The sequence below is a fragment of the Marisediminicola sp. UYEF4 genome, assembly GCF_040546025.1.
Classification (GTDB): Bacteria; Actinomycetota; Actinomycetes; order Actinomycetales; family Microbacteriaceae; genus Marisediminicola.
Genome location: NZ_JBEPNA010000007.1, coordinates 48413 through 70983, shown reverse-complemented (window position 1 = coordinate 70983; position 22571 = coordinate 48413). Strand labels below are relative to the sequence as shown.

Here is a 22571-nt window from a genome sequence, read left to right as displayed (position 1 = left end):
CCCCGCGTACCTCGCGACCGACCACGAAGGAGCACTGAGCACATGGCTCGAGCAGTAGGAATTGACCTCGGAACCACCAACTCGGTTGTGGCCGTTCTCGAAGGTGGAGAACCGACCGTCATCGCGAACGCCGAAGGCTTCCGCACGACCCCGTCCGTCGTTGCGTTCACGAAGGATGGCGAGGTGCTCGTCGGTGAGACCGCGAAGCGCCAGAACGTCACCAACGTCGACCGCACCATCTCCAGCGTGAAGCGCCACATGGGCACCGACTGGACCACGAGCATCGACAACAAGAAGTACACGGCGCAGGAGATCTCGGCGCGCATCCTCGGCAAGCTCAAGCGCGACGCCGAGCAGTACCTCGGCGAGCCCGTCACCGACGCCGTCGTGACCGTTCCGGCGTACTTCAACGACGCCGAGCGCCAGGCGACGAAGGATGCCGGCGAGATCGCCGGACTCAACGTGCTCCGCATCATCAACGAGCCCACCGCCGCCGCGCTGGCCTACGGCCTCGACCGCGGCAAGGAAGACGAGCTCATCCTCGTCTTCGACCTCGGTGGCGGAACCTTCGACGTGAGCCTGCTCGAGGTGGGCAAGGACGACGAGTTCTCCACCATCCAAGTGCGCTCGACCGCAGGCGACAACCGCCTCGGCGGCGACGACTGGGACGGCCGCGTCGTGGCCTACCTGATCCAGAAGTTCAAGGAGACCACCGGCGTCGACGTGTCCAAGGACAAGATCGCGATCCAGCGCCTCAAGGAGGCCTCGGAGCAGGCGAAGAAGGAGCTGTCGTCGCAGATGTCGACGACGATCCAGCTTCCCTACCTCTCGCTCACCGAGAACGGTCCGGCCAACCTCGACGAGACCCTGACCCGCGCCAAGTTCGAGGATCTCACCAAGGATCTCCTCGACCGCACCAAGAAGCCGTTCCAGGACGTCATCAAGGAAGCCGGAGTCTCGGTGGGCGACATCGCCCACGTCGTGCTCGTTGGCGGATCGACCCGCATGCCCGCCGTCGCCGAAATGGTGAAGAGCCTGCTCGGCGGCAAGGAAGCCAACAAGGGCGTCAACCCGGATGAGGTCGTCGCCGTCGGCGCCGCCCTCCAGGCCGGCGTGCTGAAGGGCGAGCGCAAGGACGTTCTGCTCATCGACGTGACCCCCCTGAGCCTCGGCATCGAGACCAAGGGCGGCATCATGACCAAGCTCATCGAGCGCAACACGGCCATCCCGACCAAGCGCAGCGAGACCTTCACGACGGCCGACGACAACCAGCCGTCCGTCGCGATCCAGGTCTTCCAGGGCGAGCGCGAGTTCACCCGCGACAACAAGAACCTCGGAACGTTCGAGCTTCAGGGCATCGCCCCGGCCCCGCGCGGCATCCCGCAGGTCGAGGTCACCTTCGACATCGACGCCAACGGCATCGTGCACGTGTCCGCCAAGGACAAGGGCACCGGCAAGGAGCAGTCGATGACGATCACCGGTGGCTCGTCGCTGCCGAAGGAAGACATCGAGCGCATGGTGCGCGAGGCCGAGGAGCACGCCTCCGAGGACAAGGAGCGCCGTGAGGCGGCCGAGACCCGCAACACGGCCGAGCAGCTCGCCTACTCCACCGACAAGCTGATCAAGGAGAACGACGAGAAGCTGCCGGACGACGTCAAGACCGACGTGCAGGCGGATGTCGACGCGCTCAAGAGCGCGCTCGCCGGCGAGGACGATGCGGCCATCAAGACCGCGTTCGACAAGCTCAGCGAGTCGCAGCAGAAGATCGGCCAGGCGCTCTACGCACAGAGCCAGGCAGCTCCGGAGGCCCCGGCCGACGAGTCCGCCGACAACGGCAGCGACGAGGACATCGTCGACGCCGAGGTCGTGGACGACGAGCCAGAAAAGAAGTAGCAGATGTCAGACGAGAAGCAGAACCCCCACGATGGCGAGCCGATCGAGCCCGAGACGGCTCCGGAGCAGCAGTCGGAAGACGGCGATACCGCCGTGGTCGAGGGAGTGGACGACCTCATCCAGGCGGAGGATGCCGATGTCGAGACCTCGCTGAGCGAGGAAGACGTCGACCTTCTGGCCGAGGCCGAACGCGACCTCATCGCCGACATGCGGAACGACATGAAGCGGGCCCAGGCCGAGCTCGTGAACTTCCGGATGCGCGTCGAGCGCGACCGGGCGGCCAACCGTGAGGCGGTGATCGCGGAGGTTCTCCGCTCGCTGCTTCCCGCGATGGACGATCTGGTTCGCGCCGAGAGCCACGGCGACCTCGTGGAGGGCACCCCGCTCGCCCTCGTCGCGCAGAAATTGCGCGGCGGGTTCGAGAAGTACGGGCTGCGTCAGGTGGGCGAGAAGGGCGAGCCCTTCGACCCCAACTTCCACGAGGCCCTCGTGCAGCTGCCGTCTCCCGACGTCACGGTGAACACCGTGGCCGACGTCATCGAACCGGGCTACGCCCTCGGCGACCGCCTCATCCGCGCCGCCAAGGTCGCCGTTCACGTTCCTGCCGAATAGGAATCGTATGGCTAGCCAGGACTGGTTCGATAAGGACTTCTACGCCATTCTCGGCGTCGCGAAGGATGTCTCGGCTGCCGAGCTGAAGAAGGCGTACCGCAAGCTCGCGCGGCGGTATCACCCGGATGCGAATCCGGGCGATGCCGCCGCCGAGGCGAAGTTCAAGGAGATCAGCGAGGCCAACGCGGTGCTCGGCGATTCGGAACAGCGGGCCGAGTACGACCAGATGCGGGCGATGGGACCCGGGCGCCCCCGCTTCACGGCGGGAGGTGGCGGCCAGGGCGGCGGATTTGACGACGTCTTCGGCGGGATGTTCGGGGGAGGCCAGCGACCCACCTACACCAACGCTGGTGCTGGCGCCGCCGGCTACGACGACCTGTTCGGCGGGCTGTTCGGCGGCGGTGGCTTCGGCCAGTCGACCGGCGGTTTCCGCGGAACTGGTGCGCCGACAAAGGGGCGCGACTACACGGCGTCCACCGCTCTCGACTTCGCCACGGCGATCAAGGGCGACACGATTCGCCTGCAGCCGTCCGACGGCCGGCCGCTGAACGTCAAGGTGCCCGCGGGCGTTTCGGACGGGCAGAAGATCCGCGTGCGAGGCAAGGGCGAACCGAGTCCGGATGGCGGACAGCCCGGCGACCTCGTGCTCACAGTGTCGGTGCGCAAGCATCCGGTGTTCGAACGGGACGGGATGAACCTGCGGGTCGACGTTCCGGTGACGTTCATCGAGGCGACCCTCGGCGCGACGATCGAGGTGCCGACGCTCGGCGGGGAGCCGGTGCGACTGCGCGTCGCCCCCGGCACCCCGAGTGGCCGCGTGCTGCGGATCAAGGGTCGCGGCGTCGAGACCGCCAAGGGAACGGGCGACCTGCTCGCGACAGTGCAGGTCGCAGTGCCGTCGCACCTGAACGCTGCGGCGGAGAAGGCGCTCGCCGAGTTCGCCGCCGCGCTCCCGCAGGAGAACCCGCGTCTCGACCTGCTGGACCGCGCGAAGATCTGAGGCCCGTGATGGATGTGAATACCCCGATCTTTGCCATCGCAATGGCGGCCGAGCTCGCGGGCATGCATCCTCAGACCCTCCGCCAGTACGACCGGCTCGGGCTCGTGAGCCCGGACCGCACGGCCGGCAAGTCCCGCCGCTACTCGATGCGCGACGTCGAGCAGCTGCGGGAGGTCGGCCGGCTCACGGCGGAGGGTCTCAACCTCGAGGGCATCCGGCGCATTCTGACCCTCGAGGACCAGGTGGCGCAGCTTGCGGCGCGGGTGCGCGAGCTCGAGTCGGCGCTCGCCGACGAGATGCTCAACCGGCCGGGGCGGCGCGTGTTCGCCGCCAAGGAGTCCGGCTACGTGATCTCACTTCCCGCCGGAACCCGAGCGCAGCGCAGCAACGAGCTCGTCGTCTGGCGGCCCGTGCTGTTCGACTGACGCCCCGGCCGTTTCTGCTTTCATTATTCAGGAGTTGGCCAGCCGGCTGGCTGTCATCATTCAGGAGTCTGGGCGGCGAGCTGGCTTCAGGATTCAGGAGTGTGGGCGGTCAGGAGATGTCATCATTCAGGAGGTCTGGCCCACCAGCCAGCTCGCCGGGGGCCGAAACCGCAACGGCGGCCTCGTCCGCCACTCTGGTCCCAGATGGCCGCGGCCTGCGCGCCGGGACTCCTGAATGATGGATGCTGCCGGCACCGGTCACTCCTGAATGATGACAGCCACCGCGCCGCCTGACTCCTGAATGATGACAGCCACCGCGCCGCCTGACTCCTGAATGATGACAGCCACCGGCCGCAGGGCGGATGCCCCGGCGACCGGGTCTACGGTGGACGGATGCCCGAATCGACCTCGTCCCCCGCCCGCGAGCATCCGTTGCCCCAGGGGTCCTCCGGCTGGGTGCGGGTGCGCGGCGCCCGGGAGCACAACCTGCGCGGCGTCGACGTCGACATTCCACGCGACTGCCTCGTGGTCTTCACCGGAGTCTCGGGGTCGGGCAAGTCGTCGCTCGCGTTCGGTACGGTGTTCGCCGAGGCGCAGCGCCGGTACTTCGAGTCGGTCGCCCCGTATGCCCGCCGACTCATCGACCAGGTCGGTGCGCCCGAAATCGACTCGCTCGACGGCCTGCCGCCGGCGGTCGCGCTCAAACAGTCCCGGGGCGGTACGAGCTCGAGGTCGTCCCTCGGCACGATCAGCTCCCTCTCCGACGTGCTGCGGCTGCTGTTCAGTCGGGCCGGGAGCTACCCAGCCGGGGCCGCCCACCTGCCGGCCGCCGCCTTCTCGCCGAACACGGTCGCCGGCGCCTGCCCGACCTGCCACGGCCTCGGCGTCGGCCGCAGCACGACGGAGGAGCTGCTCGTGCCCGACCCGACGCTGTCGATCAACGACGGCGCGATCGCCGTGTGGGCGAACCGGGGTTGGCAGGGCGTCAACTTTCGGCGCATCGCGAGCGAACTCGGCTACGACATCGACCTGCCGTTCCAGCAGTTTTCCCGGGAGGACCGCGACTGGCTGCTCTTCAGTGACGAGGAGCCGACCGTGCGCGTCAATGTGCGCGAGGGCGGCAACGACCGGCCCTATAACGGCACCTGGTACTCCGCCCGCAACTACCTCATGCGCAACTACGCCAAGACCGAGTCGGAGTCGCAGCGGCAGCGCCTCGAGCCGTACATCGTGGTCGGGGCCTGCCCCACCTGCCGCGGCAAGCGGCTCGGACAGGCTGCCCTCGCGGTCAGCTTCGGCGGATACGACATCGCCGAACTCGTCGCGATGCCGCTCTCCCGGCTGTGCGAGGTGCTCGATGCCGGACTGGATGCGCAAGCGCACGGCGCCGACGAGCACGGCGCGCCCGCCGCATCCGCCGCCCGCGCGCTCGTCAGGGATCTCGGGGTGCGGGTCGAGGCGATCGTGCGCCTCGGGCTCGGCTACCTGTCGATGGACCGGTCGAGCGTCGACCTGTCGCCGGGGGAGCTGCAGCGCATCCGGCTCGCGAGCCAGCTGAGGTCGGGGCTCTTCGGGGTGCTCTACGTGATGGACGAGCCCTCGGCGGGCCTGCACCCGGCCGACGCCGCGGCACTCTACGAGGCCCTGCGGCAGCTCATCTCCGCCGGCAACTCCCTCTTCGTGGTCGAGCACGACCTCGACATCGCCCGCCGCGCCGACTGGCTCGTCGACGTCGGCCCGCGCGCGGGCACCGAGGGCGGCCGGGTCGTGCACAGCGGGCCGCCGCACGCCCTCGAGCACGTCACGGACTCTGTCACGGCGGGGTTCATGTTCCCCGCGTCAGGGCCCAGGCCTCGCGAGGCGCGCACGCCCGAGTCGTGGCGGCGGCTCGAGAACCTCTCCCGCAACAACCTGCGGAACGTGTCGGTCAGCATCCCGATGGGCGTCATGACGACGATCACCGGGGTCTCCGGATCGGGCAAGTCGTCGCTGCTGGCCGACATCATCGAGCGGGTCGACGCGCACAACGAGGTCGAGGCATCCCCGCAGCGCATCATCTCGATCGACCAGAAGCCCATCGGACGTTCGCCGCGCTCGAACCTCGCGACCTACACGGGCCTGTTCGACACCGTGCGCCAGCTGTTCGCGAGGACCGCGGATGCCGAGGCGCGCGGCTTCACGGCCAGCCGATTCTCGTTCAACGTCGACGGTGGACGCTGCCCGACCTGCAAGGGCGAGGGGTTCATCAGCATCGAGCTCGTCTTCATGCCGGACAATTACTCGCCCTGCCCTACCTGCGCGGGATCCCGCTACAACCCGGAGACCCTCGAGGTGCGCTACGACGGCGTGAACATCGCCGAGGTGCTCGGCATGACCGTCGAGCAGGCGCGGGAGTTCTTCGCCGCGGTGCCGCCGGTGCGCCGCGCCCTCGACGCCCTCACCGACGTCGGCCTCGAGTACCTGACCCTCGGCCAGCCCGCCACGGAGCTCTCCGGGGGCGAGGCGCAGCGCATCAAGCTCGCCACCGAGCTGCAGCGGCCGAGCCGCGCCGGCACGATCTTCGTGCTCGACGAGCCGACCGGCGGGCTGCATCCCGCCAACGTGCGCTACCTGGTCGAGGTGTTCGAGTCGCTCACGGCGACCGGCAACACCGTCATCGCGGTCGAGCACAACATGGACGTCGTCGCTGCCTCGGACTGGGTCATCGAGCTCGGGCCGGCCGGCGGCGACCGCGGCGGCACGGTCGTCGCCGAGGCCACCCCCGGCGACCTGCTGCGGCATCCGGACAGCGTGACCGCCCCCTACCTCGCCCGGGCCATCGGCTGAACGCGGTTTACGTGCTGAACACGGCTACTGGCTGAAGGCGGCGTCGAACGACGACGTCGGCGGCTCGAAGTCGAACGACTTCACGAAGGCGAGGGCCTCCGGGGCGCCGCGCAGGCGGTCCATCCCGGCATCCTCCCACTCGACCGAGATCGGTCCGCTGTAGCCGATCGCCGTCAGGGCGCGGAAGCTCTCCTCCCACGGCACGTCGCCGCGCCCGGCCGAGACGAAGTCCCAGCCGCGTCGCGGGTCGCCCCAGGGCAGGTGCGACGACAGGATGCCGTTGCGGCCGCCGCCCATCCGCATCTTCGTGTCCTTGCAGTCGACGTGGTAGATGCGGTCGGCGAAGTCGGAGATGAACGCCACCGGGTCGATCTGCTGCCACATGAAGTGGCTCGGGTCCCAGTTGAGCCCGAACGCCGGCCGGTGCCCGATCGCCTCGAGCGTGCGCGCGGTGGACCAGTAGTCGTAGGCGATCTCCGACGGGTGCACCTCGTGCGCGAACCGCACGCCGCACTCGTCGAAGACGTCGAGGATCGGGTTCCACCGGTCGGCGAAGTCCTGGTATCCGGCCTCGATCATCGCGGCCGGCACGGGCGGGAACATCGCCACGTACTGCCAGATCGACGACCCGGTGAAGCCGACGACCGTGCCGACACCGAGCCGCTGGGCGAGCCTCGCGGTGAGCTTCATCTCCTCGGCCGCGCGCTCGCGCACTCCCTCGGACTTGCCGTCGCCCCACACCCGCGGGCCGACGATCGCCTGGTGCCGGAAGTCGATGGGGTCGTCGCAGACGGCCTGTCCGGTGAGGTGGTTCGAGATCGCCCACACCTTGAGGTTGTTGCGCTCGAGAATATCGAGCTTGCCTTGGATGTAGGCGTCGTCGTCCCAGCGCCAGGCGTCGAGGTGGTCGCCCGAGACTGCGATCTCGAGTCCGTCGTAGCCCCACTGGCCAGCCAGTTCGGCCACCTTCTCGAACGGGAGGTCGGCCCACTGGCCGGTGAAGAGCGTGAAGTTGCGAGGCATGGAACGATTCTCCTAAATGGTGGTGGGCGCGGCGAGGTCGATCCGCGCACCGCGGTCGGCGGCGCTGCGTTCGACGGCGGCGAGCACCCGCTGCACGGCGAGGCCGTCGGCGAACGACGGCGACGGGGCGGTCCCCTCCGCGATTGCCACGAGGAAGTCGCGGATCTGGTGTGTGTGGCTGTGCTCCCAGCCGAGCACGTGGCCGGCCGGCCACCAGGAGCCGACGTACGGATGCTCGGGCTCCGTGACGAGGATGCGCCGGAAGCCGCGCGTCTTGGCGCTGTCGTCCCCGTCGAAGAGATTCAGCTCGTTGAGCCGCTCGAGGTCGAAGGTCAGGCTGCCGCGGCTGCCGTACACCTCGATGCGCAGGGCGTTTTTCGCGCCGAGCGCGACGCGGGATGCCTCGACGGAGGCGATCGCGCCGGCCCCGACCGGCCCGCCGGTCAGCCCGAGTGTGGCCCAGGCGGCGTCGTCGACGGTGACCGGCTCGTCGCCGGACGGGCCGGGGCGGGTATCGACGAAGGTGTGCAGCCGGCCGGAGACGTCGCTCACCGAGGCTCCCTCGCCGAGCAGGAAGTGGATCTGGTCGATCGCGTGCGAGGCGATGTCGCCGAGCGCGCCGGAGCCGGCCGTCTCGGCGCGCAGGCGCCAGGACATCGGGGCATCGGCATCCGCGAGCCAGTCCTGCAGGTAGCTCGCGCGCACCTGGCGCACCTCGCCGAGCCGGCCGTCCGCGATGAGCTGGCGGGCGAGGGCGAGTGCGGGCACGCGGCGGTAGTTGAACCCGACCATCGACCGGATGCCGTGCGCGGCGGCGGCGCTCGCCGCGGCGACCATCGCCTCGCCCTCGTCGAGGGTGTTCGACAGTGGCTTCTCGACGAGAACGTGCTTGCCGGCGGCCAGCGCCGCGACCGCGATCTCGGCATGCAGAGCACCGGGGGCGCAGATGTCGACGATGTCGATGTCGTCACGTGCGATCACCGCACGCCAGTCGGTCGAGTGCTCCTGCCAGCCGAGGCGGACGGCCGCCGCGGCGACCTGCTCCTCGTTCCGGCCGACCAGCACGCGACGCTCGATCGCGGGAGCGTCGAAGATGGCGCCGACGTTGCGCCAGGCGTGCGAGTGCGCCTTGCCCATGAACTCGTAGCCGATGACGGCGACGCCGAGGGGCGCGCCGGTCACGCGGTGGACCCGACGGACAGCGTGGATGCGGTGGGATCCCAGTCCTCGGGCAGGGCCGGAACCGCGTCGATGCGGCTCGCGACGTCGACGAAGGCGCCTGTCTCGATCGATTCGGCCACGGCGAGCATGGTGTCGAGCACGTGGAAGGCGAGCTCGCCCTGCGCGCGGTGCGGACGGTCCGCGCGGATGGCGCGGGCCATCTCGAGCACTCCGACGCCGCGGCCGGCCGTCGACCCGGTGGCCGGGGCGGTCGTCCACTCCGTGTCGCCGGCCCGACGGATGCGCAGGTCGCCGCCGAAGTGGTTCGGATCGGGCAGCGAGAGCGTCGCCTCGGTGCCGGTGATCTCGACGAAGCCCATCCGGGTCAGCGGCGATTCGAAGCTGAAGGTGCTCTGCGCCGACTGTCCGCTCGCGAACTGCACGAGCGCGCCGACCGAGGTCGGAACGTTGACGTCGAAGACCTCGCCGGCCTTCGGGCCCGTCGCGATCGTGCGGGTGGCCCGGGACTTCGAGCCGATCCCGGCGACGCGGCTGACCGAGCCGAATGTCTGGGCGAGGGCGGTGAAGTAGTACGGCCCCATGTCGAACAGCGGGCCGGCGCCGTCCTGGTAGAGGAACGCGGGGTTCGGGTGCCAGGCCTCCGGCCCGGACGCCTGGAACATCGTGATCCCGGTGAGCGGGGTGCCGATGTCACCGCGCTCGATCATCCGGCGGGCGGACTGCAGGCCGGCGCCGAGGAACGTGTCGGGCGCGCAGCCGAGGCGCACGCCCGCGGCGGATGCTTCGGCGAGCAGCATCCGTCCACTCTCGCGGTCGAGCGAGAACGGCTTCTCGCTCCACACGTGCTTGCCGGCGCGGACGGCGGCGAGGGCCACCTCGACGTGGGCGGAGGGAATGGTGAGGTTGATGACGATCTCGACGTCGGGGTGGTCCAGGGCCGCGGCGATTCCGCCGTGCACCGGGATGCCGTACTCGGCGGCGCGGCTGGCCGCGGCCTGTTCGACGAGGTCGGCGATGACGTGCACCGTGACGTCGGGAAAGCTCGTGAGGTTGTCGAGGTACTGCGCGCTGATGACGCCGGCGCCGATGAGGGCGACGCCGACGGGTCCGGTGCGGCTCATGCGCTGACCGCGCTCGTGCCTGTGTCGGACGGTTCGGCCGTGAGGAAGGCGAGGCTCTCGGCGAGCCCCTCGAAGATGTCTCCGGCGTACGCGTCGAACTCGACGACGCCGACCTCGAGGGCGGATGCCGCGGCGATGACCTCGCGGATGGCGATGTTGCCCTGGCCGGCGGGCAGCTGGGCGTCCTTGTCCATGTTCACCGGGCCGTCCTTGATGTGAATGAACCGCACGCGGTCGCCGAGGCGCGCGAGCAGCTCGACCGGGTCTTCGCCGCCGACGGCCGCCCAGTAGGTGTCGACCTCGAGCACGACGGCGGGGTCGAGGTTCTCGGCGAGCACCTCGAGGCCGGTGCGGCCGTCGAAGCGGTTCTCGATCTCGAACTGGTGGTTGTGGTAGCCGACCCGGATTCCGTACTCGGCGCCGACTGCCGCCGCGGCGTTGAGCTCGGCCGCGGTCTTTTCGATGTCGTCGACGCTCGTCCAGTTCTCGGCCGGGTGGTGCGGGTCGATGACGGTACCGATGCCGAGGTCGCGGGCCGCGGCGAAGATCTCGTGCTGGTCGTCGGTGAGCAGCGGGGCGTGGCCCGAGGGCGCCGTGAGGCTGTTGGCGCGGAGCGCGGCACCGAGCTCGGCCGTGGCGACGAAGTTGTATGGCTCGACCCGGGTGAATCCGATTGCCGCGATTTTCGCGATGGTGCCGGCGAGGTCGGCCTCGAGTGCGTCGCGCACCGAGTAGAGCTGCACGGAATAGGCCTGGGGGTCTGACACGGGGATCTCCTTGATGCACATCGGTGTGCCCGGCCGTCGCGGGGCAGGTGCAAGCCTGTTCCTACTTCTGTCGATTGTCAAACAAAAGTCGCTTGCAATTCGGCATCCAGCCATCATGCCGCGCGCAGAAGGTGCTAGAACTGAGCCATGTCGCCCTTCGCCCCGGCCCCGGCCGCCATGGCCGGCTCCTCGCGCGCCGGCGACCTCTTCCAGCTGCTCCGCGACGGCAGGCCGCGCACCCGCGCCGAGCTCGCGATCATCACCGGACTTGCCCGCTCGACCGTTGCCGCGCGGGTCGACCTGCTGCTCGCCTCGGGGCTCGTCGCCGCGGTGGGCGAGGCGGCGTCGTCCGGCGGGCGGCCGCCGTCACGGTTCGCTTTCAATCCCGGCGGCCGGGTCGTCCTCGCCGTCGACATCGGTGCCACCCACGGCGTCGTCGCCCTGACCGACCTCGCCTGCACGATCCTCGACCGCCGGCGGAGCGAGCTCGACATCGCCGCCGGCCCGCGGGTCGTCCTCGACTGGGCCGTCGCCCAGGTGCGGGAGGTCCTGGCGGCGAACGGCCGCCCCGTCGGCGATCTCGCGGGGATCGGCATCGGCCTGCCTGGTCCCGTCGAGCACACCTCCGGACGCCCCATCAGCCCGCCGATCATGCCCGGCTGGGACGGCTTCGACGTCGCCGGCTATGTGCGTGAGCAGCTCGAGGTACCGGTGTTCGTCGACAACGACGTGAACATCTCGGCGCTCGGCGAACAGGCGACCGAGTGGCCGGAGCACGACAACCTGCTGTTCGTGAAGGCCTCGACAGGGATCGGGGCGGGCATCATCAGCAGCGGGCAGCTGCAGCGCGGCGCCGTCGGCGCGGCCGGCGACCTCGGCCACGTGCGGGTGCCGCACGCGGACGACGTGGTGTGCCGCTGCGGCAACACCGGATGCCTCGAGGCCGTCGTCGGCGGGCCGGCCATCGCCGCGGGCCTGCGCGAGCGCGGGGTCCCGGCATCCACGGTCCGCGATGTCGTCGAGCTCGTGCGGGCTGGCAACCCGGCGGCGATCGCAGCGGTGCGCCAGGCCGGCCGCGACATCGGCACCGTACTCGCCACCTGTGTGAACCTGCTCAACCCGTCGATCATCGTGATCGGCGGCGGTTTGGCGACCGCGGGGGAGCACCTGCTGGCCGGCATCCGCGAGGTCGTCTACCAGCGCTCCCTGCCGCTGTCGACGGCGCAGCTGCGCATCGTGGCGTCGCGGGCGACGGATGCCGCCGGCGTGCTCGGCGCCGCGATGATGGTGATCCAGGCCGTGCTGAGCGCGGACGCGGTCGAGCGGCAGGTCTCCGCCTGACTTTCATTATTCAGGAGTGACTGCTGATTGTGGCTTTCATTATTCAGGAGTGACTGCTGATTGTGGCTTTCATTATTCAGGAGTTTGTGGGGCGCAGGGGACGGATGCTGCGGGCTCGGCGGCATCCCAGTCGGGAATGGTGACTTGTCAGCCGCCGACTCCTGAATAGTGAAAGTCGCCTGGCACCCAGACTCCTGAATAATGACCGCCCCCCCCGGCCCCCAGACTCCTGAATAATGAAAGCGGCCGGCGCGAGTGTGACGCCGTGTTGCGGCCGGACGGGCGCGAAACCGCCACGGGCCCCACCATGGAACGTATGCCCCGACAGATTCGCTTCAACGCCTTTGACATGAACTGCGTCGCCCACCAGTCCTCCGGGCTCTGGCGCCACCCAGAGGACCGGTCCGCGAGCTACACCGACCTCAACTACTGGACCGAGCTCGCCAAACTGCTCGAGAAGGGCCGCTTCGACGGCATCTTCCTCGCCGACGTGCTCGGCACCTACGACGTCTACGGCGGCACGAACGAGGCCGCGATCCGCAACGGCGCGCAGATTCCCGTCGCCGATCCCCTCCTCGTGATCCCGGCGATGGCCTACGTGACGGAGCATCTCGGCTTCGGGGTCACCGCGGGCACCGCCTACGAGCATCCGTACCCCTTCGCGCGCCGCATGTCGACGCTCGACCACCTCACCAACGGCCGTGTCGGCTGGAACGTCGTCACCGGCTACCTGCCCTCGGCCGCCCGCAACATGGGCAACGAAGACCAGCTCGAGCACGACGACCGCTACGACCACGCCGACGAGTACCTCGAGGTGCTCTACAAGCTGTGGGAGGGCTCCTGGGAGGATGACGCCGTCGTGCGCGACCGGGAGACCGGCGTTTTCACCGACCCGAGCAAGGTGCACCACATCGGCCACGAGGGAAAGCACTTCAAGGTTCCCGGAATCCACCTCGCCGAGCCGAGCCCGCAGCGCTCTCCCGTGATCTACCAGGCCGGCGCATCCAGCCGTGGAATCGCGTTCGCGGCAGGCAACGCCGAGGCGATCTTCGTCGCCGCGTCGACCAAGCCCGTGCTCAAGGAGACCGTTAAGAAGCTGCGCGATGCGCTCGAGGGCGCCGGCCGCGACCGGTATTCGGCGAAGATCTACACGCTCCTCACGATCATCACCGATGAGACAAGCGAGAAGGCCCAGGCCAAGTACCTCGACTACCTCAGCTACGCGAGCGAGGAGGGCGCCCTCGTCTTCATGTCAGGATGGATGGGCGTCGACCTCTCGGCGTACGGCCTCGACGAGCCGATCGGCAACGTCCAGAGCAACGCGATCCAGTCGACGGTGGCGAACTTCCAGGCCGCGAACGATGACGGCAGCGAGTGGACCGTGGGCGACATCGCCCGCGCCGGAGCGATCGGCGGGCTCGGCCCGTTCATCGTCGGCTCGGCCAGCGAGATCGCGGACCAGCTCGAGGAGTGGGTCGAGGAGACGGATGTCGACGGCTTCAACCTCGCCTACGCGATCACCCCCGGCACCTTCGAGGACGTCGTGAACTTCGTCGTCCCGGAGCTGCAGAAGCGCGGCTCCTACCCGACCGAGTACGAGGAGGGCACGTTGCGGCAGAAGCTGCACGGACGCGGCGACCGCCTGCCTGACGAGCACCGCGGCGCGAACTACCGGGTGGGCGTGGCGGCGGTCTGACGCCCCAGTGACGCGAGAGGGGCCGGCCGCTCCCGCGCTCGCGCGCATGCTGTTCACTCATGCGGGTGCGATTACACCCGCATGGGTGAATAACGCCCGCGGGAGCCGCGGCGTGTGACTCTGGGTGACGTAACAGTTGAAATCACGTCCGAAGAGAGGCCCCCTCACCAACCATGAGCAATCAGATCAGCTTCAACCTGTTCGAGATGAACACCGTCGGGCACATTTCCCACGGACTCTGGGTGCACCCCGCGAACACCCGGCACCGCTTCAACGACCTCGACTTCTGGATCGAGCAGGCCAAGCTGCTCGAAGCGGGACTGTTCGACTCGGTGTTCCTCGCCGACGTGATCGGCGCGTACGACGGCTACCGCGACGGCCCGGAGACGGCCCTGCGCGAGGCCGTGCAGATTCCCAGCAACGATCCACTGCTCGTGATCCCGGCGATGGCCGCGGTCACCAAGTACCTCGCTTTCGCCGCGACCTTCTCGACCACCTACGAGCCCCCGTTCGCCTTCGCCCGGCGTGCCAGTACCCTCGACCACCTCACCAAGGGGCGCTTCGGCTGGAACGTGGTCACCTCGTACCTGCCGAATGCCGCGCGCAACTTCGGCCTCGCCGACGAGGTCGGCCACGACGACCGGTACGAGCTCGCTGACGAGTACCTCGACGTGCTCTACAAGCTGTGGGAGGGCTCGTGGGACGACGACGCGGTCATCATCGACCGGGAGCGTCGCGTCTACACCGACCCGGCGAAGGTGCGCGCGATCGACCACGTCGGCCGGCACTTCTCCGTCGCCGGCCCGCACCTGTCGCAGCCGTCGCCGCAGCGCACCCCGGTGCTCTTCCAGGCCGGCAGCTCCGACCGGGGGCGGGCCTTCGCCGCCAAGCACGCCGAGGGCGTGTTCGTCGGCGGCCGCGACCTGGATGTCTACCGCGAGAACGTCGCCGACATCCGCCGACAGGCGCAGCTGCTCGGCCGCGACGAGAGCCACATCAAGACCTACGCCTCCGCGGTGATCATCGTCGGCAGGGACAGCGACGACGCCGAGCGCAAGGCCGAGAACTTCCGGTCGCTGTCGAGCGCAGAGGGCTACCTCGCGCACGCCGGCGGTGCGGGAATCGACCTCGCCGCCTACCCGAAGGATGCTGTGATCTCCGAGATCCTGCGCGCCGAGGCGAAGGCGGGCCGCGACAACGCCCAGTCCGGTCGCCGGCAGTACACCGCCACCACGACGGTGGGGCAGGCGCTCGAGGAGGTCACCCGGTTCGATCGCGGGCCCTTCTACGTGGCCGGGTCCCCGGTCCAGGTGGCGGATGCGATCGAGGGCTGGGTGCGCGACACCGGCCTCGACGGCTTCAACCTGCGCCAGTTCCTCACCCCCGGCACCGCGGAGGACTTCATCGAATACGTCGTTCCCGAGCTGCAGCGCCGGGGTCTGTACCGCACAGAGTACGAGGAGTCGACCTTCCGTGAGCGGCTGTTCGGAGCCGGCAACGCGCGCCTGTTCGAGGAGCACCACGGGGCCAGGTACCGCGGCGGGCGCAACCTCCTGGAGGCCGCGCCCCTAGGGTAGTGGGGTGCCAGAGTTCTCTTTCGACGCCCTCCGGCGCTACCCCGACGTCGAGGCGGAGAACCTTTTCGCCGTCGACGCGAGCGACCGTCTGATCCTCGACGAGGCCGCGGCGCATCTCGCGTCGGCCGGAACGGGGGAGGTCGTGGTCATCGGCGACCACTATGGCGCGCTGACCCTCGGGGCGATCGCGCAGCACGACGCGACGGCGGTGCGGGTACACCAGGATCCCCTGAGCGGCGAGCTCGCACTGGCCCACAACGCCACGACGACCGGGCTCGAGGGCGAGCACACCAACCACGAGCTCGGCGAGGAGCTGCTCTCCGGCGCCCGCGTCGTGCTCATGCAGCTCCCGCGCAGCCTCGCCGCCCTCGACGAGATCGCCGGGGCGATCGCGCGCTTCGCCCACCCCGAGGTCACCGTGATCGGCGGCGGGCGGCTCAAGCACATGTCGATCGCCATGAACGAGGTCTACGCCCGCCACTTCGGCGACGTGCGCGCCTCGCTCGGACGGCAGAAGTCCCGCGTCATCATCTCCCGGCTGCCCGCACCCGGCGACAGCACCTACCCGGCGCGCGAATTCCACGACGACCTCGGGCTCTGGGTCTGTGCGCACGGCGCCGCGTTCGCCAGCACCAAGCTCGATATCGGCACGCGCTACCTGCTCGGCTTCCTGCGCGAGATGAAGCCGGATGCCGTGACCGCCGTCGACCTCGGCTGCGGCACCGGCATCCTCGCCTCCGCCCTCGCCCGCGCCCGGCCCGGCCTCGCGATTCTCGCGACCGACGAGTCCGCCGCGGCCGTCGCATCCGCCCGCGCCACGGCCCTCGCCAACGACCTGCCGTTCACCGTCGTGCGCGACGACGCCCTGTCCACTCAGCCGGACGGATGCGCGGATCTCGTGCTGCTCAACCCGCCGTTCCACGTCGGGTCGGCGGTGCATCCGGGAGTCGCCCTCAAGCTGTTCGAGGAGGCCGCACGGGTGCTCAAGCCCGGCGGCGAGCTGTGGACGGTGTTCAACTCGCACCTGTCCTACCGGGCCGCGCTCACCCGCGCGGTCGGCGCCACCCGGCAGGTCGGCCGCAACGCCAAGTTCACCGTCACCGTCTCGACCCGCTGAGCCGTGCCCTCGTTCGCCATCGGCGCCGATGACTTCCTGCTCGACGGGCGGCCGTTCCGGGTGCTCTCCGGGGCGCTGCACTACTTCCGCGTGCATCCGGACCTCTGGGCCGACCGCATCCACAAAGCCAGGCTTCTCGGACTCAACACCATCGAGACCTACGTGGCCTGGAACGCGCACGAGGCCGTCGAGGGCCGCTTCGACCTGGGCGGCGGCCTCGACCTGCGCCGTTTTCTCGAGCTCGTGGCGGCCGAGGGGATGTACGCGATCGTGCGCCCCGGCCCGTATATCTGCGCCGAGTGGGACAACGGCGGACTTCCGGCGTGGCTATTCCGCGACTCCAAGGTGGGCGTGCGCCGGTTCGAGCCACGGTTCCTCGCGGCCGTCGAGCGCTACTTCGCCCGGATCCTGCCGATCGTGGCCGAGTTGCAGATCGATCGCGGTGGACCGGTGATCCTCGTGCAGGTCGAGAACGAATACGGAGCCTACGGCTCCGACAAGCTCTACCTGCAGGCGCTCACCGACCTGACGAGGGCGGGCGACATCACCGTTCCGCTCACGACCATCGACCAGCCGACCGACCGGATGCTCGAAGGCGGGAGCCTGCCCGGGCTGCACCTGACCGCCTCGTTCGGGTCGCGCGCGACCGACCGGCTCGAGACGCTGCGCCAGCACCAGAGCACCGGCCCGCTCATGTGCGCCGAGTTCTGGGATGGCTGGTTCGACAACTGGGGCGCGCACCACCACACCACGTCCGCAGCCGATGCCGCCCGCGAGCTCGACGACCTGCTCGCCGCGGGCGCATCCGTGAACCTGTACATGTTCCACGGCGGCACGAACTTCGGATTCACGAACGGCGCCAATGACAAGGGCACCTACGAGCCCATCGTGACGAGCTACGACTATGACGCGCCCCTCGACGAGGCCGGGCATCCGACGGAGAAGTATTGGGCGTTCCGCGAGGTGATCGCCCGGTACGCGCCGGTGCCGGGGGTGGAGTCTGCGGGGGCGGCGTCGGAGCCGTCGCCCGCCGGGGACGCGGCGTCGAACCCGGCGGGGGCGGCGTCGGAGCCGTCGCCCGCCGGGGACGCGGCGTCGAACCCGGCGGGGGCGGATGCCGGTGTGCCCGCCTTCGAGGTGCCGCTCGGGGCATCGGTGCCGTTGAGTCAGGTGGTCGGGCTTCTCGGTGAGTTCTCGCGGCACCCGGATCTGCCGACGATGGACGACGCCGGGCAGTATTCGGGCTTCGCGCTGTACCGGGTTCAGCTGCCGCAACGCTCGCCGGATGTCGCTGGCGCTCGTTCGGTGCTCACCTTCGCCGAGGTGCGCGACCGGGCGCAGGTCTTCGTGGATGGCTCACCGGGCGGCGTACTGTCGCGAGACCAGCACGACACCTCGATCAGCATCCCCGTGGGCGCACGGCTCGAGGTGCTCGTCGAGGACCAGGGCCGGGTCAACTACGGCGACCGGATCGGTGAACCGAAGGGCCTCATCGGCCCCGCGACCCTCGACGGAGAGCCGCTGGGGGAGTGGGACATCGCGCCCCTCGACCTCGGCCGCATCGAGGAGGTCGCCGCGGTGCTGCGGCAGGGCGATGACATGGACGCCCGGCTGATCGCCGGTCCGTCCTTCGCGCTGGCGGAATTCGACGGCTCGGAGGGAACTGACCTCTTTTTCGACACGCGCCACTGGGGCAAGGGCGTGGTCTGGATCAACGGCTTCAACCTCGGACGCTACTGGAGCCGCGGCCCGCAGCACACCCTCGTCGTGCCCGGACCGCTGGTGCGCGACGGACGCAACGAGGTCATGGTCTTGGAGCTGACCGCGATCGCGAAGCCGTCGATGCGCTTCGTCCGGGGCCTCGATCTCGGGCACACCGAGAGCTGACCGGGCCTGCTGGGCCGCCCAAGTCCTCCTCCACAGGGCCTGTTCCGGGAGGGTTGTCCACAGGCAATACCCCAGATCAGGGTGTTGTTTGGTGTCCGCATGAATGTCGGTGGCGCCTGTCAGTATGTGGGTATGTCCAAGACAACCGATCCGCTCATCGACAGCGCTTCTGCGTTCGCGTCGGTGTGGGCTGGTGCGCTCACCGGGTTCGGCGACCAGGTCGGCGAACACCCCGATGCCGGCGCTCCCGATGCGACCATGGGCGCGTTCGGCGAAGCGGTCGTTGTGGCTTCCGCCCAGTTGGATGTGGAGACCATGTCCGACGCGGGCCTGCTGCGGGCGATCCAGTCCGGCTACGACCTGAAACGCCAGGTCGACGCCCTCCTGATCCGGGCCGCCGGTGAACTGAGCGTCCGTTCCCGCCCGTCCCTGGGTCAGGGCGGTCTGGCGAAGTCCTCCGGACACACCTCTCCCGCGGCGCTGATCACCGACCTCGGCCGTGTGACGTTGGCCGAGGCCGGGAAGACGGTCCGCCTCGGCGAATCCACCACCGCACCGGTGTCCCTGCTCGGGGAGCGGCTCCCCGCACCGTTCCCTCTCGTCGCCGACGCCGTCAACACCGGTGCGGTGCAGGTGGATGCGGCGCAGGCGATCATCACCAACCTGACCCAGGCCGCCCCACGCGCCCTGCCCGAGCATCTGGTCGCGGCAGAGTCGGAGCTGGTCGAGTTCGCCGCCGCCCATCCAGCGGACACGGTGCGGAAGCTCGCGATCTCCTGGCGTGACGCGCTCGATACCGACGGGGTCGCACCACGGGAGGAGGCGCTGATCGCGCTGAGGTCATTGCGTTGGAGCAAGCAGGGCAACGGGCTGGAGCGGTGCACGATCGACCTCGACCCGCTCGGTGCCGGATACGTGCGGACGATGATCGACGCGATGGTCGGCGACGCCCTGCGCACGGTGCGCTTCGAGGCCGAGCCCGCGGGTGGCCACAGCCACGGGAACGAGGGCGTTGACCGCGATGCGTGCTCGGCCGATCATGTCGAGCTTGCCGACCTGCGCACCATCCCGCGGATCGCCGCCGACGCCCTGATCGATGTCGCCCGGCACATGATGGGCTGCACCACCGCACCCGGAACCCTCCCGCACACCACCCTGGTGATCCGGATGACGTTGGAGCAGCTCGAGTCAGGACTCGGCGCGGCGCAGTTGGACGGCGTCGAGGAACCCATCACCGCCGGTGCCGCCCGGATCCTCGCCGCGGACGCAGAACTGATCCCAGCGGTCCTTGGCGGGAAGAGCGAGGTCCTCGACCTCGGCGTCGGCCGGAGGCTGTTCTCAAAGGCGCAGCGGATCGCGTTCGCCGAACGCGACGCCGGCTGCGCGGTGACCGGCTGTGGGCGTCCGCCCTCCTACACGGAGGCGCACCACATCCATTGGTGGTCGCACGGCGGGAAAACGAACCTGAACAACGGGATCCTTTTGTGCACCGGTCACCACCACGTCATCCACAACGGGTGGACGGTGCAGGTCATCGACAACGTGCCCTGGTTCATCCCACCCGTGAGAATCGACCCGACCCGCACACCGCGGCGCGGCGGCAAGCTGCCCGCCCCGGCACTGACCTGAGCCGCGGCGGGGTCTCGACACGGCCGCTGCGCGACCTGCTCGACCTGCGTGACCTGCTCGACCTGCTCGAAGTTCTCCACCAGCAGCGACCAAACCGATTAAGCAGTCCGCGCGCGGCCGTGTCGAGATCCGAGTGTGCCTATTGGTGCCGAGTGTGCCTGTTCGAACGGGCACTCTCAGCGCGGAGGTGGCTGCCCGCGCGTCGGCGGTGCCGAGTGTGCCTGTTGGCGCCGAGTGTGCCTGTTCGAACGGGCACTCTCGGCGTGATGGGGCACCGTCGGCCCGAAGTTCGGCGCGCCGAGTGCAGGGCACTGCTGAGAGCACGCGTTGTGGCTCCTGATGGTGCCGGGGGTTAGCGGTGTGGTGCGGCGGGCGGATGCTCAGGCCACCGCACCACGATGACGCAAGTCAACCCGCACAACCCAGGCAACCCGCTCATCCCGGCCGGGTTCGACGCGGTCGCGGCACGACTGCACGACCCACGCGACCAGCTCAACCACGCGACCAGCTCACCCAGCAGAAGCCATTCCCGTCACACGCCGTCACGCGACGCAACACTGTTTCGTCGCGGCTAGGAGCCCGCGCCGAGCCGACAATAGGCTCACGGCCATGATCAGCATCGAACAACTGACCAAGGTCTATGGTCACGGCGCCCACGCGACCGTCGTCCTCGACCGGCTCGACTTCCGCGTCGACGCCGGCGAGATCTTCGCCGTCGTCGGACCCAGCGGCGCCGGCAAGTCCACCCTCGCGCAGTGCGTCAACCTGCTCGAGCGGCCGACCTCCGGTTCGGTGCTCGTCAACGGCGAGAACCTCTCCCGGCTCGGCGAGCGCCAGCTGCGCGCGGCCCGCCGACGCATCGGAACGATCTTCCAGTCCGACGGCCTCTACAGCCGCCGCACCGCCGCCCAGAACGTCGCGCTGCCGCTCGAGTACCTCGGCGTGACGTCGGCCGAGGCGAAGCGCCGCGTCGCCGAACTTCTCGACCGCGTCGGGCTCTCCGACCGCGCAGGGCACTACCCGCACCAGCTCTCCGGCGGACAGCGCCAGCGCGTCGGCATCGCCCGGGCCCTCGCGCTGCGGCCGCAGGTGCTGCTCTCCGACGAGGCGACATCCGGCCTCGACCCCGAGTCGACGGCATCCATCGTCTCCCTGCTCAAGGAGCTCCGCGACGACCTCGATCTCTCCATCCTGTTCATCACCCACGAAATGGACACCGTGCTGCAGGTCGCCGATGCCGTCGCCCGCCTCGACCACGGCCACATCGTCGAGTCGGGGCGCATCGTCGACCTGCTGCGCGACCCGGCATCCGCCCTCGGCCGCGCCCTCCGCCCGGCCCGCCCGCACGCCGCACCGCAGCACGGCGAGACGCACTGGTTCCTGAGCTACACCTCCGCCGCGGTACCGGCCGACTGGGTGCTGCGCCTCGCGAGCGAGCTCGACGCCCCGGTCTCCGTGCTCGGCGCGTCGATCGAGACCGTCGCCGGACAGACCGTCGGACACGCGAGCATCGGCGTGCGCGCGGTCGACCCCGTCCGGCTCGTGGCTGCCGCCCGCCAGCTCGGGCTCGACGCCCGTCCGGTGCCCGATCGCCCGGATGCTGCTGTGCCTGCGATCTCCGTCGATGCCGCGGTCCCGACCGCTGAGTCGTCGCCCGCGCTGGAGCGTGTCGCGTGAGCGCGCCGCTGAGTTCGCTTGCCACCGGCATCCGCGCCGCGCTGCCGACCGGCAACAACGTACCGATCCCCGAGATCCCGGCACTCGTGTTCCCCGCGCTGCTCGACACCCTCATCATGGTCGGCATCGTCATGGTCATCGTCGTGCTCCTCGGGGTGCCGCTCGGCGCCCTCGTGCACAACCTCGCCCCCGGCGGCCTGTTCGAGAACCCCGCACTGCACCAGACGATCAGTTGGATCGTGAGCATCGGCCGGTCGCTGCCGTTCCTCATCCTGATGGCGTCGATCGTGCCGTTCACACGCTTCATCACGGGAACCAACATCGGCATTGCAGCGGCGGTCGTCCCGATGGCGATCGCTGGGATCGCGTTCTTCACCCGCATCGTCGAGAACTCGCTGCGCGGCGTGCCGCCCACACTCGTGCGGGTCGCGAGGGCGTCCGGGGCGTCGCCGCTGCAGATCATCCGCACCGCGCAGCTGAGCGAGGCGCTGCCGGCGATCATCGGCGGACTCACCATCAACACGATCGCGATGATCGAGTACTCGGCGATCGCCGGCACGATCGGCGCCGGCGGCATCGGCTACGTCGCCGTGACCTACGGGTACCAGCGCTTCGATAACACGGTCATGCTCGCGACGATCATCATCCTCGTCGCGACGGTCGCCTCCGTGCAGCTGCTCGGCGACCGGCTCGTTCGGCTCGCGACGCCGCACTCCCGCGACCGCCCGTCAAGGCGAGCGAAGGCGATGCCCGTCCCCGCCTGAGCGCGGGGACGCTTCCGACCGAATCACCCTCGGA

17 protein-coding genes are annotated in these 22571 nt (G+C 69.6%); 13 read left to right on the top strand and 4 right to left on the bottom strand.

Going from position 1 to position 22571, the window contains the following annotated elements:
* Positions 1-42: 42 nt before the first annotated feature.
* The 5 genes from dnaK to ABIB15_RS08655 all read left to right on the top strand — a co-directional run bounded on the left by dnaK (position 43) and on the right by ABIB15_RS08655 (position 6756).
* Positions 43-1893, top strand: a complete 1851-nt coding sequence (gene dnaK, locus ABIB15_RS08675) for a molecular chaperone DnaK (protein ID WP_354476987.1) — start codon at positions 43-45, stop codon at positions 1891-1893.
* A 3-nt stretch (positions 1894-1896) separates the two neighbouring features.
* Positions 1897-2505, top strand: coding sequence for a nucleotide exchange factor GrpE (locus ABIB15_RS08670; protein WP_354476984.1), 609 nt, complete (start codon positions 1897-1899; stop codon positions 2503-2505).
* 7 nt (positions 2506-2512) lie between these two features.
* On the top strand, positions 2513-3505 hold the full coding sequence (locus tag ABIB15_RS08665) for a DnaJ C-terminal domain-containing protein (RefSeq protein ID WP_354476981.1): 993 nt from the start codon (positions 2513-2515) through the stop codon (positions 3503-3505).
* 8 nt (positions 3506-3513) lie between these two features.
* Entirely contained in the window at positions 3514-3930 is a 417-nt protein-coding gene (locus ABIB15_RS08660) for a heat shock protein transcriptional repressor HspR (protein WP_354477146.1), read from the top strand.
* A gap of 393 nt (positions 3931-4323) precedes the next feature.
* Positions 4324-6756 carry an ATP-binding cassette domain-containing protein gene (locus ABIB15_RS08655; protein ID WP_354476978.1) on the top strand — a complete coding sequence of 811 codons (2433 nt, stop codon included), beginning with the start codon at positions 4324-4326 and terminating at the stop codon, positions 6754-6756.
* Between the two features lie 24 nt (positions 6757-6780).
* On the opposite strand, the gene ABIB15_RS08650 is transcribed toward ABIB15_RS08655, so the two are convergent.
* The 4 genes from ABIB15_RS08650 to ABIB15_RS08635 are packed head-to-tail and all read right to left on the bottom strand — an operon-like array spanning position 6781 to position 10849.
* On the bottom strand, positions 6781-7779 hold the full coding sequence (locus ABIB15_RS08650) for a sugar phosphate isomerase/epimerase family protein (protein ID WP_354476975.1): 999 nt from the start codon (positions 7777-7779) through the stop codon (positions 6781-6783).
* Positions 7780-7791: 12 nt separating this feature from the next.
* Positions 7792-8916, bottom strand: coding sequence for a Gfo/Idh/MocA family protein (locus ABIB15_RS08645; RefSeq protein ID WP_354477144.1), 1125 nt, complete (start codon positions 8914-8916; stop codon positions 7792-7794).
* Positions 8917-8957: 41 nt separating this feature from the next.
* On the bottom strand, positions 8958-10082 hold the full coding sequence (locus ABIB15_RS08640) for a Gfo/Idh/MocA family protein (RefSeq protein WP_354476971.1): 1125 nt from the start codon (positions 10080-10082) through the stop codon (positions 8958-8960).
* Positions 10079-10849 carry a sugar phosphate isomerase/epimerase family protein gene (locus ABIB15_RS08635; protein WP_354476968.1) on the bottom strand — a complete coding sequence of 257 codons (771 nt, stop codon included), beginning with the start codon at positions 10847-10849 and terminating at the stop codon, positions 10079-10081. The genes ABIB15_RS08640 and ABIB15_RS08635 overlap by 4 nt, the downstream gene beginning before the upstream one ends.
* Before the next feature lie 147 nt (positions 10850-10996).
* Here ABIB15_RS08635 and ABIB15_RS08630 point away from each other — a divergent pair, with 147 nt between their 5' ends.
* The 8 genes from ABIB15_RS08630 (at position 10997) to ABIB15_RS08595 (ending at position 22537) form a co-directional block, all read left to right on the top strand.
* Entirely contained in the window at positions 10997-12190 is a 1194-nt protein-coding gene (locus ABIB15_RS08630; protein WP_354476965.1) for an ROK family transcriptional regulator, read from the top strand.
* 316 nt (positions 12191-12506) lie between these two features.
* The gene (locus ABIB15_RS08625; protein WP_354476962.1) at positions 12507-13886 is read left to right on the top strand and encodes an LLM class flavin-dependent oxidoreductase; all 1380 of its coding nucleotides are present in this window, start codon (positions 12507-12509) and stop codon (positions 13884-13886) included.
* A gap of 173 nt (positions 13887-14059) precedes the next feature.
* Positions 14060-15463 carry an LLM class flavin-dependent oxidoreductase gene (locus ABIB15_RS08620; RefSeq protein ID WP_354476959.1) on the top strand — a complete coding sequence of 468 codons (1404 nt, stop codon included), beginning with the start codon at positions 14060-14062 and terminating at the stop codon, positions 15461-15463.
* A gap of 4 nt (positions 15464-15467) precedes the next feature.
* Entirely contained in the window at positions 15468-16580 is a 1113-nt protein-coding gene (locus tag ABIB15_RS08615) for a class I SAM-dependent methyltransferase (protein ID WP_354476956.1), read from the top strand.
* Positions 16581-16583: 3 nt separating this feature from the next.
* On the top strand, positions 16584-18467 hold the full coding sequence (locus ABIB15_RS08610) for a glycoside hydrolase family 35 protein (protein ID WP_354476953.1): 1884 nt from the start codon (positions 16584-16586) through the stop codon (positions 18465-18467).
* Positions 18468-18599: 132 nt separating this feature from the next.
* Complete coding sequence (locus tag ABIB15_RS08605; RefSeq protein WP_354476950.1) at positions 18600-20096, top strand: HNH endonuclease signature motif containing protein; 1497 nt, start codon at positions 18600-18602, stop codon at positions 20094-20096.
* Positions 20097-20705: 609 nt separating this feature from the next.
* Entirely contained in the window at positions 20706-21773 is a 1068-nt protein-coding gene (locus ABIB15_RS08600) for a methionine ABC transporter ATP-binding protein (protein WP_354476947.1), read from the top strand.
* Complete coding sequence (locus tag ABIB15_RS08595) at positions 21770-22537, top strand: methionine ABC transporter permease (RefSeq protein ID WP_354476944.1); 768 nt, start codon at positions 21770-21772, stop codon at positions 22535-22537. Before ABIB15_RS08600 ends, ABIB15_RS08595 begins: the two co-directional genes overlap by 4 nt.
* Positions 22538-22571 lie beyond the last annotated feature (34 nt).